This window comes from Ralstonia sp. VS2407, from assembly GCF_052950655.1.
The window spans coordinates 1-14,515 of the sequence record NZ_JBRFVG010000001.1 but is presented as its reverse complement, the minus strand read 5'-3'; the positions used below and the strand labels follow the sequence as shown (position 1 = coordinate 14,515).

Sequence of the window (14,515 nt, the reverse complement as noted above, 5' to 3'; positions counted from 1 at the left end):
CATGCTGGTGTGGAAGGAGAGCAATCCCGGCAATTTTCATTTTTAGCCTCTGTTGGTCGACAACCTGTTTGCCACGCGCGCCGACAGCATCACGATGGTCTATGCCGACTGACAACCCTCACCACCACACGCGACATGGAACCGATACTCCGATTCAAGCTGCCCGAAGCCATTTTTCGTCTTCTTTCGCAAGCAGTAGGCGGCATGACACCGCAACAACTGCGAGATCAGATCAAAGTGGCATACCCTTATCTCTACGGCACCTCGGCGCAACACAAAAGCGTAGAGGCAGGGCATTACAACGACATCGGGCACGCATTGCTCGCTGCGATCTACACCGCGGTCAAGAAGGATGAGCGCTACGTGATTGACCGCAGCGTGAAACCTTTTCGGGTTTCCTTGGAGGCCGGCACAGAGCTAGATGACAACATCGACGCAGAAGCTGGAGAGAATCCAGAGCAGGAGACTGGCATCGTGTACGTGCTTGGGACTGGTGTCTATACCAAGGACGGAAAGCACATCGTCAAGATCGGATACACCACGCAAGATCTGGCCGCCCGTATTCGCCAGCTCTATACGACAGGGGCCATGTTCAAATTCGAAGAGTTGGCATCCTACCGGGTTGACAACTACGACCTGTTAGAAAGCGCTTTGCACAAGCTGCTCGCACCGTTTCGACTCAACAACGCGCGCGAGTTCTTCTCTGAAGAAGTCATTCCGTACGTTGCTGAGATCGCAGCAGTCCATCAGCGCATTCAAGCTGCGCCAAGTGCATGGAACCGCCAGTAGTCCAGAATTGCTGAACGCATTCTTTGGCAATTTCCAGCTCGAACGCCCCTCGGCAATCGACTAGTATCCGAATACACCAGTGCATATTTTGGCGGAGCGCATCATGTCCTGGGAACACAACCACTATAAGGCGATCTGCCGTGCATGTGGCCACGAAGGCGAATGCATTCGGTCATCCGATGATTGGAATCGCTGCGAGACCACCTACCCCGGCTTTATCACTGCCGCCCCAAGCGCTACCGAGGCGGGCCGCAAGCGAGCCGCGCCGAACGACCAGCGGCCGCGTTGCCCGCAATGCGACAGCGCCGACATCGAGGTCGGCGCGTATATCAAGACGACGTAGAAGAAAGGCGCAGGATGGCAACGCCCGCCAGTTCCAAACGTATGACGTCACAGGCAGACCTGCACTCTGTCCGGTCCGTGCTGCGCGAGCGCATCGTCGAACACGTCTTTGTGGGTGAGGTTCTTCGCCGATTGTGGCAGCGCGGCGTCACCGATGTGGAGGTGCTGCGTTCGGAGTTCGACGCCGGCGGATACGACCTGGTGTTGAGTCGCGGCGCAGTGGTTCGTCATCTGCAGCTCAAGTCCATCGTTGACGGCGGCAAAGCGGTCAGTGTCATTATCAATCTGAAGCTCGCGCAAAAGCCCAGCGGCTGTGTTCTTTGGATCGTGGTTGACCACGCTCTGAACCTGCGCTCCTATCGCTGGCTTGGCGCCCGGCCAGGAGAACCGCTACCAGACTTGAGGGACGGCCCACCCGCCCGGCATACGCGTGCAACCTCCGCCGGCGTCAAGCAGCTACGAGCTGGCCATCGGGTAGTCCATCGACGCCGGTTCGAAGTGCTCGACAATCTGGATGTGGTACTGGAACGCTTGTTTGGAACACTGCCCAACAGGCCGGCCGACGATCGAGACGTCGATGAGATTGCCGTTGTGCTGTAACGCCGAGTCCTTTGACAGCGCACTGTACAGTGCGCGCGCTCGACTCGTCGCCGTGCGGCGCACTCGAAGCAACAGTAACTTCGATGACTATTTCGAATTGATACTCGCAAAGCTCGATGCCTTGCTCGACATGACGCAATCCGGCGGGGCGGACCCTGAGTGGCAACAACACGTCTTAGAGCTCAACAACGTCATCCTGGCCAGTCCGATCAACGGACCCGATGATGAAACCCAGGACTGCCTAGACTCGACTCGGAAGGCGCTGCAGGATGTCGGCATCCTTTGATGCGCAAACCGAGTGCAGGAAGCATCGCGTGTTGCGCTTGCGGTGCGGCGCTCCCGGAAAGTTCAGAGTTACGTGAACCAAAACGCGGATAGTTCAAAGTTAAGCGAACCAAGAGTTCAAAGTTGGCAGAGCACCTCCGCCGGAAACGCCTATGAATCGTGACCTGCCGGTTCAGGGTTGCGTGAATCTCGACAGACGGCAAGCGCGCCCGGTGACCACCCAGCTTGCCGATCGGTGCTCATCCCTTGGCTCCTTGGGCAATGGCAGTGTTGGTAGCAATTGCTGGCTCGCGGGCCAGTTCAATAAAGGCCCGCACGTAGTCAATGGCGGTGTCCGCTTCGCGTGCGCCCAGGAAGATTTGCTTGGCGATGCCGCGCGCGCCCAGCCGCACGGGCACCACGTCGATCTTGGCCGCGTATTCCTCGACCAGCCAGCGCGGCAGGGCGGCCACGCCGCGGCCGCTGGCCACCATCTGCAGCATGATGTCGGTGGTTTCGATGGCTTTGTGGCGCCTGGGCGTTACACCGGCCGGCAACAGGAACTGGCTGTATATGTCCAGGCGCTCGATGTCCACGGGGTAGCTGATGAGCACTTCCCCGGTCAACTGCTGGGGTTTCACATAGGCCGCCGAAGCCAGGGCATGGCCCCGGGCCACGACCAGCACCTGCTCGTAGTCGAATACGGGTTCGAACTTCAGCCCCGGCTTGAACAACGGGTCCGGCGTGACCAGCAGGTCGATCTCATAGCCGAACAACGCACCGATCCCGCCGAACTGAAACTTCTGCTTGACGTCCACATCCACGTCGGGCCATGCGGCCAGATAGGGAGACACCACTTTGAGCAGCCACTGGTAGCAGGGATGGCATTCCATGCCGATACGCAGCGCCCCGCGCTCGCCCTGCGCGAATTGGCCGAGGCGCTCTTCGGCCAAGTCCAGTTGCGGCAGCACCCGGTTCGCCACGGCCAACAGATATTGGCCGGCCTGCGTCAGGCGCAGGCTTCGTCCTTCGCGCAGCCAAATGTCGGTGCCCAGCTGAAGCTCTAGTTTCTTCATGCTGTGGCTCAGGGCTGACTGGGTCAGGTTCAGTACGCCGGCGGCGGCCGTCAACGACCCTTGCTTCTCGACTTGCTGAACGATGCTGAGGTGGATGCGCTCAAGCATTCACATGATTCCTATTCATGAATTTGTGAAATAAAACCATTTTACTTCATTGATCCACATCAATACCATGCGTTCCGATTGTTCGATCGCAGCCATCTGAAAGCAAAAATGACACGTCCACTTCGAGTAGTAGCGGTTTCCGGCGGACTGCAACGCCCCTCCAAGGCTGCAGCCCTGGCAGAGCACCTGCTGGATCTGATCGCCGACGAAGTTCCGTGCCAACAACGCCTGATCGAACTGGGCCAACTCGCACCACGGCTTGCCGGCGCGGTCTGGCGATCCCAACTGCCCGATACGGTGGAGCGGGAGCTCGCGGCGGTCGAGCAAGCTGACGTCCTGGTGGTGGCAACGCCGGTCTACCGCGGCTCTTACACCGGGCTGTTCAAGCATTTCTTCGACTTCATCCACCAGGACGCCCTGATCGACAAACCCGTTCTGTTGGCAGCCACCGGCGGCAGTGAGCGCCATGCCCTGGTGATCGACCACCAGTTGCGGCCGCTGTTCAGCTTTTTCCAAGCACGCACATTGCCGCTGGGCGTCTATGCGACCGACAAGGATTTCGTGGATTACCGCCTGCAGGACGAGGCCCTGATTGAGCGGGCAAGACTGGCCGTCCAACGGGCATTGCCATTGGTCGAATTGACGCACCACGCCAGGTCGTCTCTGGCCGATGCGGTGGTTGTGGCCTGAAACACGAATTGGCTTTTCTCTGCGAAATTAGGTCACGGGATCACAATGAACCAAGAACTCACCTTTAGCCTCAAAAGCATTTGTTTCGATGAAAACTATCAGCCATCGGACAGCACTCGCATCACCACAAACTTTGCCAACCTGGCCCGTGGGAAGAATCGGCAGCAGAACCTGCGCAACACACTGCGGATGATTGACAATCGCTTCAATGATTTGGCGCATTGGGACAATCCCACGGGAGATCGCTACGCTGTCGAACTCGAGATCATCTCTGTCGAGATGAACCTTGACGCCCAAAGCAGCAACGATGTATTTCCGCTGATCGAGATACTGAAAACCAGCATTCTCGACAGGACAACGAACAAGCGCATCGACGGCATCGCGGGAAACAATTTTTCTTCCTATGTGCGCGATTACGACTTCAGCGTCCTGCTTCCGGAGTACAACGCCCATCGAGCGGAATTCAGCACTCCAGACGATTTTGGCGACTTGCATGGCAAGCTGTTCCAGCAATTTGTCAACTCGCGCGCTTACAAGGAGCGCTTCAGCAAGCCGCCTGTCATCTGCATCAGCGCCTCGACCAGCAAGACCTATCGGCGGACCGGGAACCAGCATCCCGTACTGGGTGTGGAGTACCAACAGAATGCACTGTCCTCAACTGACCAGTATTTCGCAAAGATGGGGATGCAGGTTCGGTTTTTCATGCCGCCGAATGGCGTTGCACCCTTGGCTTTCTACTTTCAAGGCGACCTGCTGGGTGATTACACGAATCTCGAATTGATCGGCACCATCAGCACCATGGAGACCTTTCAAAAGATTTATCGTCCGGAAATTTATAACGCCAATGCTGCAGCAGGAAAACGCTATCAACCGAGCCTGAAGCATCAGGATTACTCGGTGACGCAGATTGTCTATGACCGGGAAGAACGCAGCCAGCTGGCTGTCAAACAAGGGAAGTTTGCAGAGGAGCATTTCATCAAGCCCTATAAGCGCGTCCTTGAACAATGGGCGACCGATTTCGCGCTCTGACTGGCCAAAATACATAGGCCACTCTTCCGACATCTCGTTGACCAGGCTTGCCAAAGCGAATATCGCTGTCTAGCGGCACTCGCATCGGCGCTGCCGGCAGTCCTGCCCCACATAACACACCATCCCGCGGCTGCTCTGGCAAAACGGTCCCGAAGCACGTTTGCCACACCCATCTTTCTTGAAAGGAATCCTCCGATGTTTGAAACCTCCATCGCCGGCAGCCTGCCGAAGCCTGCCTGGCTGGCTGAAACCAACAAACTCTGGCCTCAGTGGAAGGCTGAAGGCGATGCGCTGCTCCAGGCCAAGGCCGACGCGACGCTGCTGTGGATCAAAGCCCAGGAAGACGCAGGCCTGGACATCGTGTGCGACGGCGAGCAATCGCGCCAGCACTTCGTACACGGCTTCCTGGAGCAGGTTGAGGGCATCGACTTCGAGCACAAGGTGAAGATGGGCATCCGCGACAACCGCTACGACGCGATGGTGCCGCAGGTGGTTGCTGCCCTGCGCCTGAAGGGCCGCGTGCACGCTTTCGAAGCCCAGTTGGCGCGCGCCCACACGAAGAAGAAGCTGAAGTTTACGCTGCCCGGCCCCATGACCATTGTCGACACCGTGGCAGACCGCTTCTACGGCGACAAGGTCAAGATGGCCTTCGCGTTTGCGGAATTGCTCAACCAGGAAGCGCTCGCACTGCAAGCCGATGGCGTGGACATCATCCAGTTCGACGAACCCGCGTTCAATGTCTACATGAAGGACGCCGCTGACTGGGGCGTGCAGGCGCTCGAGCGCGCGGCGCAGGGCTTGACCTGTACGACGGCGGTGCACATCTGCTACGGCTACGGCATCAAGGCCAATACCGACTGGAAGCGCACCCTGGGCGACGAATGGCGTCAGTACGAGACGGTATTCCCCGCGCTTGCCCGCAGCCGCATCGACCAGGTGAGCCTGGAATGCATCCACTCCCATGTGCCGCCCGACCTGATGAAGTTGCTGGTCGGCAAGGACGTGCTGGTCGGCGTGATCGATGTGGCCAGCGACGTGGTAGAGACACCTGAGGAAGTGGCTGACACCATCGGCCGGGCGCTGGCGTTCGTGCCGAAGGAGCGACTGTTCCCGTGCACGAACTGCGGCCTGGCGCCGATGGCGCGGGACGTGGCGTGGCGCAAGCTGGAAGCGCTGGCAGAAGGCACGAGACTGGCCAAGGAGCGGCTTGCTAAGGCGTAACGTCCGCCCGGTCATCGCGACCGGTCATCCGCCTCAAACGGGCTGCCTTGCCGGCTGACGATGCGCACATCGGTAAAGAGGTGCCAGCGGATGCGGTCGATCTGCGGCAGTTCAAGCAGGCAGTGGAGCGGCTGGATGAACATGTTCCACAGCCGCAGCTAGAAGGCTTCCGGGTCCACCGATTCGGTCACCTCGTCTTTGCAGATAACGAGGCGGCCCGGCATGACGTCTTGCATGCAGGAGGTCTCGAACTCCTGGCGCGAGATACTTGGAAGCACCCCGCCAGCGACAAACAGACCGGGCGCCGCCGACAACCATCTAGCGACAACCATACCCGACTAACCACCGACAATTGCCCCGACCGACCGGCAACGATGATTGACGGCAAACCGGCCTCGGTGAAACTCGCGGACTGGCTATAGCAACGGCTTTTCGCGCCCCTGCAAGGCGGTGGTGTGGTCTCCGCCGCCTTGCCGGTTTACATCCAGGCACCCTATTTAAGCGTGCTTGCATCCGCCCACTGGTATCCCAGGCCAGTAATGCCGCTCACTAGGCTCTGGAAATCCTGGAACGCGTTGGAAGCAGCCGTGCCTGACATATCGGAGTCCAGCCAGAACGGGTGAAAGAAGAACGAGGCAAAACCGTCGCGTACCACCCGAGCATATTGAGCATTCAGGTAAATATCTTGCCAAGTGTAGGTCAGGCACGAGAACGGATCGATATTGCAGATGTTGTATTCGATGTTGCCCAGGTTTTCAGGAATGATGCGTTGGCCGTAGTAATCGGAATAGATCACGTACGGAAAGAACTGCCCGACCGCAAACGCATGGTTGTTGGCCGTTGAATTGAGCGTGTACAGATCGCCATTGCTACAAATGGTATTGGTATTGGTGACGCTACTCGTGGTGTTATTGGTGCAGGCGAAATACACCACGCGCTGGTACGTTGAGTTGAAGCGTGGCGGCACTGCAGCGATCGACAGCGGCGACGATTCGTAGTGTGGGGCTTCCCACGCAAACGGCTTGTAACCGTTATTGGTGAACTGCTGGAGGCCCGCATCCAGCCGCCCTCCAGCCCACTGAAGTGAGTCGTCGTCGGTCGGGGTATTGGCGGTCGCATACCAGAACTCGAAATCATTGCCACTCACTGCGTTGTCGATATTGGGAATGTTCTCGTACTGATGCGTGTAGCCGTGCATCATCACCTTACCCCCGCGCTTGAGCGCGTAGTTGATTGCAGATTTCAACCCGGTCGCGTTAGCGAGCGTAATCGTCTCCGGCACGCCGTTGTTGTAGTACCCGTTCGGGTCTGTATAGACGGGGATGGTCGCCATCGAAAACGGAATGTGCTTGCTGTACAGATAGTCCGTGAGCTTCTTCATCGAACTGGTACTCGTATAAGCGTTCATGTCTTCAAAGCGCACCATGGCCCGGTGGGTGTACGCCGTTGACGCGCTGTCCCCCAGAATGTCGTGCAACAGATCACAAAACGCCAGGTAGCGGTCACGCGGGCCGATATATGAAAACGGTTGATCGGCGAAATACCAGAAGTTGCCCGAGCGAACCACATAGGGCGCAACCGCCCCGCTCTGGCTGTCAGTGATGTTCACTAGCACCTGTGCTTTGGTGGCGTCCGTCACCTGCGTGATGCCGATGTCCGGGTCAGCGCTGACGGCACCTGTCGTGGCATTGAAGCTGTAGTACTTCACCATCGACATGCCCTTGTACGTCACGGTATCGAAGAATCCCGGATTCGGATTGCTCGACGACGGATAGACGTTGCCGTTGAAGCCGAAGACCTGGTCGAAGGCTATTCCGAATTTCTGGGTGAAGGTCGGATTGGTGTAATCGACCGTGTCCCAAGCCAGTTCCCACAGGTTGTACTTGAACCACACCACCGTGGAGGTGGTCGACATTACGTCCTTGAGGAACGCGGCGGGGATGGTGTTGTTGTAGTAATCGCCCAGATAGAACGTGGCCTGGTTGGCTTGCACCGAGCCAGCGGTGTAGTTCTGGATCGGCACCAGACTGACCGTCGTATTCCAGTGCCCGAGCAGGTTACGCAGCATGATTGCGTAGGCAAACCCCAGATTGCTGTAGGGGTCGTTTGGCGGTGCGTCATACAGCACCAGCACCTTCAAGGTCGTTGCGGCCTGCGCCGATGGCATCGTGATCGGCCGATACACGATAAGAAGACTGAGCGCGAGTAGGCACGCCAGGATGACTTTTTTCATGATCGTGCCCCTTAGTCGACCCAGACCTTGCCGTCCTGGCGATGTACCGACGCCGGAGAGGCGATCGTGCCGCCCGTGCTATGGCCGTGCTCTGCCTCACGCATGAGCGAACGCGGCATGCCCGGCACGATCACCGTCGGCACACTCGGGCGCGGCGGCGGAACCACCTTGCCGTTCTGCATATGCGGCGGGTTCAAGCCGGCATTGTTGGGTACGCTTGTCGGCCCCGCCGCCTCTGCTGTCCCCACAAGCCCGATCACGGCTACCAGCAGGCCCGTGCATGCCCACGCTGGCGCGCAATGTTTGGAAGTCATGATTTGTCCCCTTGACCAAACGTGCCTCCCTCACCTCAGGGAAGCGCTCGTCCCGGTTTTCCAAACACTGCCGCAACAACGAGATTTGACGGCCCTCGTGCCATTCCCTCTCGATGCCACTTGTCGAACGTTCTGACCGCGCTATGTAAAGGGCTGATGGCGCTGAGGTCGTATGAGCCGTGCAAAAATCACACCAAGTCGGCTAAAGGCTCGAACGCACTACACCTGAGAGCTTTGGCGATGGCGCTTCTTCAAAAAAAACGCCGAAACGGATTCAACCGTGAAACAGGCTGGCCTGAGTCGCCCCGGAGGTCGAAAATTTGGAGCTCAGACAGTGGAATGCGACTGTTTGAAGGCCGCATGCCGCCCGCAGAGTTTCGACGCTGGCTATTGGCCTTCCATTCTCGATCCACTAGAACCGGTATCCAACATTCAGGCTGAAGACGACCGGCTTCACGTTGATCTGCGTCTTGTTGACGGCCAGCACTTGGCCTTGAGCCACACAGAAGCCGAAGAGATTGCGCATCGCCCATTGCCAAAGATGGGCGCAAACGCCGAGGTTTTACAAGCGCAACCGTAGAAGGCCCTGCGAACTTATACGGCAGAGCGGTCCCACTTCCGAACGGTGCCGGGACGATGGTGGAGCACAACCTTACTAGGTTGCCGGAGCCTTTAGCTCAGTCGCGATCTGCTCGAACAGCTTCGATGTCCAGTCCGGCGGAAAGTTGAGCGGCGCGAGGATCGGCTTGCTCACGATCGCCACGTCCGTGTTCGACTCGTTCAGCCGATGCAGCCATATCGCAATGCGTTCGCCCCAGCTCCACAAGGAGATGCCGTGGGAGACAACAATGCGCCCTGCCGCCGGGTCACTTTCCACGAGTTCGAGTTTCTGCGCTTTCGCGGCAGCAAGCGTGGCAGCGTAGACCGAGTTGTAGGGTGCCGCGTAGACCCGATGCACACTTTCTTGCTGCGACGCCTTGACGGACTCGGTAGACGCGCAGCCGCTCAGCGTCGCCGCAAGCATGATGGGGATAAGCCAGCCTCGCATGACAATCTCCGTGAGCAACCCGCTTGCATCTTGCTTCCCAGCGCGATGCAAGCAGTGGATGAGCGCCATGCGCTTGTTACGCACGCCGTCCCTTTCATGCTAGGCGGCTGTTCTGCTTATCCGTTGAGATAGCTCAAGATTCGCGCTCCATTCGATTTGTCATGGGGGCGACACCACAACCGACACCTGGATCGCCAAGGCCCGCGTAGGCGACAGCCCTACTTCACCGGCGTCAGAATCGGCGCGCCTTTCTTCTTGATCAGGAACACCACAAACTTGGCCGGCTGCGTGGCGCTGGCGTTGCGCCCGACGGTGTGGATATCGTTGGGACCTTCGTGGAACGTATCGCCGGCCTTGAGCGTGACCTCCTTGCCGCCGTTCAAACTCATGACGATGCTGCCTTCGAGCACATAGACAAAGGCGTGCGCGTCATGACGATGCACGGGGTCGACCGCGCCCGGCGGATAGTCCACCACGATCATCTCGGCCTCCTTGCCCGGGAACTCGGGCAACGATTCCGAGCGCAACGGCGTCACGCTTGCTTCTGGCGCCGCCTTGACCAACTGCGCCATCAGCAGGCACGAACACACCACGGCTGCAGCGAAGCACACTGGATTTTTCATGGCATTACTCCAGGTGGGCCTTGTCCAGGCCAAATGCCTTGTCCGACGAACCGGGCACCATGCGGAACGCCACGTTCAGCCGGTTCCAGCTGTTGATCGCGCCCACCAGGAACGTGAGATCGGCCAGCTCCTTTTCGGAGTACTGCGCGCGCACGCTGTCGTAAATGTCGTCCGACACGCCCAAGGCGGGAATCTGGGTCAGCACTTCAGCCCACGCCAGCGCAGCACGCTCGCGCGGCGAGAACAGCGTCGACTCCCGCCAGATCGCCACGTGGTACAGGCGCAGTTCACGCTCGCCGTGGATCTTCGCCATCTTGACGTGCATGTCGACGCAGAATGCGCAGCCGTTGATTTGCGACACGCGCAGTTCGACAAGCTCACGGATGTGCGTCTCGATTGTGGTTTTCTGAAGCAGCGTGTTGAGTTCCACGAGCTTCTTGCTCAGTTCCGGGGATTGCTGAAAGTAGTTGAGGCGTTGCGTCATGAAGCGCTCCAGTGGAGAAGACCGAGTGGTCGTGCCCGGCAACGGCGAGATGGGCCGCCCTGGGCTTGTTGTGTGGAATATGTCAGTCGCTGATCAACGGTCTTTTGCCTGCGTGCCAAGCCATTGATCGAGACCGGTGCGTCCGATCCGAGCCTCGCCGAGCGGCACGAGCGACAGTTGCTCGACCAGGCCGCCGTAGTACCGCGCGTCGGGCTCGGTCACCACTTGGCGTGCGTCGCCAATGGATTCCAGATAGCGCGCGATGATCTGGGCGAAGGGCGCGCGGTCCGGTCCGGCAATGTCGACCGTGCCGTTCAGCGGTGCCGCGAGTGCCACCTGCGCGAGGATTGCCGCAATATCGTCCGCCGCGATCGGCTGGAACAGGCCGTCGCCCACGCGTACCGTGCCTGCGACCGTGCTGAAGTCGGCAATGCCGCCGATGAACTCCATGAACTGCGTCGCACGCACGATCGTGTACGGCACGCCGGCCGCTTCGATCGCCTCTTCCTGCGCGACTTTGGCGGTGAAATAGGCGTTGTCCGCCATCCGATCCGTGCCGACGATGGACAGCGCGACGTGATGGCGCACGCCCGCGGCAACTTCTGCCTTGCCAAGATTGCGCGCCGAGCTGCGGAAGAAGTCGAGCACCGCTTGCGGCTCCCACGACGGTGCATTCGTCACATCAACAACGACATCCGCGTCGGTGAGTGCGTCGCTCAGGCCCTCGCCTGTGACCGAATTCACGCCGTTGCGCGGCGAGGCGGCAAGCACCGCATGACCTGCTTCGCTGAGCAGCGTGACAACACGTGAGCCGATGAGGCCCGAACCACCGATGACGACAATCTTCATGGCAACTTCTCCGGATAAGAGTCAGTGAACGCCCGAGGCGCTGGGGGGGGGCGCGGCGCCGTCCGAACATGTCGCTGTCGTCGCATCGCTTGAGACCCAGTGTGGAACAATCACGCCCTATGAATAAGGGCCAAGAATTGTCGAAATGACTAGTCCAAGTCGTTTCCACCTCTCTTGCAGACGAGGCCGCCATGACCGCTCCCACACCCGCGCTGACCATCGAAATCGATCGGCAAGAGGCATTGCCCGTCTATCAGCAGATTTGCGAGCGCTTCAGGACGGCGATCGCGGCTGGGCATCTGCGCCCCGGCGATCGCGTGCCCGCATTGCGGGGCTTGGCGGCACAACTGAACACGGCGCGCGGCACCGTCGAGTTGGCCTATACGATCCTTGTTGATGAAGGCTACCTGCAGATGCGCGGGGCGGCCGGCACGTTTGTGTCGCCGTCGCTGCCGGCCGCGGTGGTGCGCTCATCACGTCGGGCCGCGCCGGAAGATGCAAGCGGCAAGCGGGGCGTGGGAAAAACGCGCGCACAAAAGACGTCCGACGCGTCAGATCGGATGCCGCAAACCCCCGCGCGCCCATTGACAATCGCCGTCGCAATGAGCGGCGAGCCGCGCCCGTTGCAACCCGGCCTGCCCGCGCTGGACGCCTTTCCGCGCAAGGTATGGAATCGGCTCGTATCGCGCCGCGCGCGCAGCGGCGAACGTGCCGTGCTTGCGTACCCCGATCCGGCTGGCTACCGGCCGCTGCGCGAACACATCGCCACCTATCTCGGGCTGGCACGCGGCGTCACCTGCTTGCCCGAGCAGGTGTTCGTCACCGGCGGCTATCGCGCAACGCTGGAACTCGTGCTGCGCAGTCTCGCGCAACCGAACGATCGCGTATGGTTTGAAGACCCTGGCTACCTGCTCGCGCGCAGCTTTCTTGCCGAAACGGGCATCCAACTTGTGCCGGTGCCGGTGGATGAAGAAGGCCTCAACGTCGAACGCGGTATCGCACTGGACGCGCAAGCGCGCTTCGCGTTGGTGACGCCGTCTCATCAGAGCCCGCTGGGGCACACGCTTTCGCTCGCCAGACGCATGGCGCTGCTGGATTGGGCCGAGAAAGGGTCTCGCTGGATTGTTGAAGACGACTACGACAGCGAGTTCCGTTATCAGGGCCGGCCATTGCCGGCATTGAAGAGCCTTGACCGCCATGATCACGTTATCTATTGCGGCACGTTCAGCAAGATGATGTTTCCCGGTTTGCGGCTCGCGTATGCGGTCGTGCCGGAGCGCGCCATCGAGCGCGTCGGGCGGGTGGCGTGCAGCATGAACGCCGGCTCGCCAACGCTGTTGCAGGCGGCCGTTGCAGATTTCATGGACGAAGGACATTTCGCGCGCCATGTAAAGCGCATGCGTGCGTTGTACGCGCAGCGCCGCATGCTGATCGCGCACGCGATGGAGCATGCGTTCGGCCCGCGATTGCGCGTCGAATTGCCGCCCGGCGGCGTCCAGTTCGCGGTGCACTTCACCGACGGGGCAGACGGGCCGGTCGACGATGTTGCCGTAGCCGCGCGTGCGCGTGAGGCCGGGCTCGCCGTGCTGCCACTTTCAATTTGGTACGCGAATGGTCGGACACCCCATGTGCCGCGCGGTCTTGTGATCGGCTTCGCCAACATTGCCGATGCAGGTGAAGCGGCCCGACTCGCTCAAACGTTGCGTACGTGCTTGCCCGACTGACACGATGGTTCCGCCCGGCTGGCCTGGGCATTCCCGCCCGTCCCGGGAATGCGTCAATCTGTTGTTATTGGCTGTAGCCACGCCGCTCTATGGCGGCTAGCACGTCCCACGTCTGCGGATCGACTTCGCGGCCCCCGAGCGACATTGATACGTACGCATCAATCGCATCCACAAAGCCTTTGATGAAGGCCGGCGGAAATGCATGTGCGGACAGGTGCTGAAGCTGCTCACGCAGCATGCCCGGCCGGCATTGGCCGTGTGTGCACATGGCGGTGCGCGTGCGCTTGAGATACGCCTGCGCTGCGATGGCGCCGTTCAGGTAGGTGCGGTTTTTGGTGAGCCTGCCTGTGTCGGATGACGTGGGCGTGGGTGGTGCGGGTGGAGATGGGTAAGACGCGGGGCGGTGCCCGCTTTCGACAGGTGGCATGTCGGCCTCTCTAAGTTGCAGTGGAGGCACGCCATTCGTCGCCAGACGAGGGGTGGCGGGCCTGACGGCGGGGCTGGCGAACCGGCCCTTAGAGAACGACCGGCAGACCCGAAGGTCTCCCCGCCCGGCCCGCCATAAAAAACGCATGCGAGCAGGAGCGGACCATCGCTTGCGCGATAGCCTCTCTAAGAACTGCTATGCAGGTCGCCAAACCCGGCTTCCGTTGGTGCGGCAGCGGGATGGATTATAGCGATGGGGGCAGCGGCGAAAGTTGGATTATTGATTCGCAGGCAGCGACAGTCGGAAGGTCACGCTCCACTCTCAGACAGTGGAGTGTCACCCTCAAACAGTCGAACGTCAGGGTCAAACACTGGCGTTCCACCGTTCGAGGGTCGAGCGTCAGTGTCAAAGCGTGGCCCTTCGACGGTTTGAGACTGGCGCCTGAAGCTCACACAGTGGAGCGTCACTGTCTGAAGATCGCCCTCCACGGTTCGCGAGTCGAGCTTCACTCTCCAACACTCGAACTCCACGGTCTGGGCCTCGCGCTCCACGCTTGGATGCTGAGAGTGAATCGCCCCGACTTTCCTAGACACCCCCGAGCCGTTGGGAATGACGTTGTTCGAACTCTACCGGTGATAGTCCGTTGGCGCTCGAATGGCGCCGTGTTGGGTTGTAGAACATCTCGATGTAGTTG

At 59.9% G+C, this 14,515-nt stretch carries 18 protein-coding genes; 8 read left to right on the top strand and 10 right to left on the bottom strand.

The genetic code is table 11. The annotated features are described in order from the left end of the window. The first annotated feature begins 135 nt into the window (after window positions 1-135). From ACU8YE_RS00090 to ACU8YE_RS00075, 4 genes are all read left to right on the top strand, one after another. The gene (locus ACU8YE_RS00090; protein WP_446927842.1) at window positions 136-789 is read left to right on the top strand and encodes a GIY-YIG nuclease family protein; all 654 of its coding nucleotides are present in this window, start codon (window positions 136-138) and stop codon (window positions 787-789) included. A gap of 103 nt (window positions 790-892) precedes the next feature. Further along, a complete protein-coding gene (locus ACU8YE_RS00085; RefSeq protein ID WP_173940811.1) occupies window positions 893-1,132 on the top strand; it encodes a hypothetical protein in 240 nt (79 codons plus the stop codon). Window positions 1,133-1,146: 14 nt separating this feature from the next. Beyond that, a complete protein-coding gene (locus ACU8YE_RS00080; protein ID WP_254610808.1) occupies window positions 1,147-1,731 on the top strand; it encodes a hypothetical protein in 585 nt (194 codons plus the stop codon). Beyond that, a complete protein-coding gene (locus ACU8YE_RS00075; RefSeq protein WP_316868446.1) occupies window positions 1,709-2,017 on the top strand; it encodes a hypothetical protein in 309 nt (102 codons plus the stop codon). The genes ACU8YE_RS00080 and ACU8YE_RS00075 overlap by 23 nt, the downstream gene beginning before the upstream one ends. Before the next feature lie 238 nt (window positions 2,018-2,255). On the opposite strand, the gene ACU8YE_RS00070 is transcribed toward ACU8YE_RS00075, so the two are convergent. After that, window positions 2,256-3,179 carry a LysR family transcriptional regulator gene (locus tag ACU8YE_RS00070; protein WP_316868445.1) on the bottom strand — a complete coding sequence of 308 codons (924 nt, stop codon included), beginning with the start codon at window positions 3,177-3,179 and terminating at the stop codon, window positions 2,256-2,258. A 108-nt stretch (window positions 3,180-3,287) separates the two neighbouring features. On the opposite strand from ACU8YE_RS00070, the gene msuE reads away from it, so the two are divergent. The 3 genes from msuE (at window position 3,288) to ACU8YE_RS00055 (ending at window position 6,119) form a co-directional block, all read left to right on the top strand. Continuing rightward, window positions 3,288-3,869 (top strand): FMN reductase, encoded by a 582-nt coding sequence (gene msuE, locus ACU8YE_RS00065; RefSeq protein WP_446928067.1) that lies wholly within the window; start codon window positions 3,288-3,290, stop codon window positions 3,867-3,869. A gap of 45 nt (window positions 3,870-3,914) precedes the next feature. Beyond that, complete coding sequence (locus tag ACU8YE_RS00060; RefSeq protein WP_316868443.1) at window positions 3,915-4,898, top strand: DUF1852 domain-containing protein; 984 nt, start codon at window positions 3,915-3,917, stop codon at window positions 4,896-4,898. A 195-nt stretch (window positions 4,899-5,093) separates the two neighbouring features. Continuing rightward, complete coding sequence (locus ACU8YE_RS00055; RefSeq protein WP_446927841.1) at window positions 5,094-6,119, top strand: methionine synthase; 1,026 nt, start codon at window positions 5,094-5,096, stop codon at window positions 6,117-6,119. Between the two features lie 11 nt (window positions 6,120-6,130). On the opposite strand, the gene ACU8YE_RS00050 is transcribed toward ACU8YE_RS00055, so the two are convergent. The 7 genes from ACU8YE_RS00050 to ACU8YE_RS00020 all read right to left on the bottom strand — a co-directional run bounded on the left by ACU8YE_RS00050 (window position 6,131) and on the right by ACU8YE_RS00020 (window position 11,670). Further along, a complete protein-coding gene (locus ACU8YE_RS00050) occupies window positions 6,131-6,262 on the bottom strand; it encodes a hypothetical protein (RefSeq protein ID WP_414560254.1) in 132 nt (43 codons plus the stop codon). A 350-nt stretch (window positions 6,263-6,612) separates the two neighbouring features. Next, complete coding sequence (locus tag ACU8YE_RS00045; protein WP_440838528.1) at window positions 6,613-8,352, bottom strand: DUF2334 domain-containing protein; 1,740 nt, start codon at window positions 8,350-8,352, stop codon at window positions 6,613-6,615. Window positions 8,353-8,363: 11 nt separating this feature from the next. Next, window positions 8,364-8,666: a hypothetical protein gene (locus ACU8YE_RS00040; RefSeq protein ID WP_294868013.1), complete on the bottom strand. Its 303-nt coding sequence runs from the start codon at window positions 8,664-8,666 to the stop codon at window positions 8,364-8,366. A 655-nt stretch (window positions 8,667-9,321) separates the two neighbouring features. After that, window positions 9,322-9,714, bottom strand: a complete 393-nt coding sequence (locus tag ACU8YE_RS00035) for a hypothetical protein (RefSeq protein WP_446927840.1) — start codon at window positions 9,712-9,714, stop codon at window positions 9,322-9,324. Window positions 9,715-9,932: 218 nt separating this feature from the next. After that, window positions 9,933-10,337, bottom strand: coding sequence for a cupin domain-containing protein (locus ACU8YE_RS00030; protein ID WP_232042117.1), 405 nt, complete (start codon window positions 10,335-10,337; stop codon window positions 9,933-9,935). A gap of 4 nt (window positions 10,338-10,341) precedes the next feature. Beyond that, window positions 10,342-10,821 carry a carboxymuconolactone decarboxylase family protein gene (locus ACU8YE_RS00025; RefSeq protein ID WP_232042116.1) on the bottom strand — a complete coding sequence of 160 codons (480 nt, stop codon included), beginning with the start codon at window positions 10,819-10,821 and terminating at the stop codon, window positions 10,342-10,344. Between the two features lie 93 nt (window positions 10,822-10,914). Continuing rightward, window positions 10,915-11,670, bottom strand: coding sequence for an SDR family oxidoreductase (locus tag ACU8YE_RS00020; RefSeq protein WP_446927839.1), 756 nt, complete (start codon window positions 11,668-11,670; stop codon window positions 10,915-10,917). 191 nt (window positions 11,671-11,861) lie between these two features. Between ACU8YE_RS00020 and pdxR the strand changes: the two genes are divergently transcribed. Next, complete coding sequence (pdxR, locus tag ACU8YE_RS00015; RefSeq protein ID WP_446927838.1) at window positions 11,862-13,394, top strand: MocR-like pyridoxine biosynthesis transcription factor PdxR; 1,533 nt, start codon at window positions 11,862-11,864, stop codon at window positions 13,392-13,394. Between the two features lie 64 nt (window positions 13,395-13,458). Here the strand turns inward: pdxR and ACU8YE_RS00010 are convergent, their stop codons facing one another. Beyond that, window positions 13,459-13,821: a hypothetical protein gene (locus ACU8YE_RS00010; protein WP_446927837.1), complete on the bottom strand. Its 363-nt coding sequence runs from the start codon at window positions 13,819-13,821 to the stop codon at window positions 13,459-13,461. Window positions 13,822-14,406: 585 nt separating this feature from the next. After that, a partial coding sequence (locus ACU8YE_RS00005; RefSeq protein WP_322018241.1) for an IS3 family transposase occupies window positions 14,407-14,515 on the bottom strand: 109 nt, incomplete at its 5' end.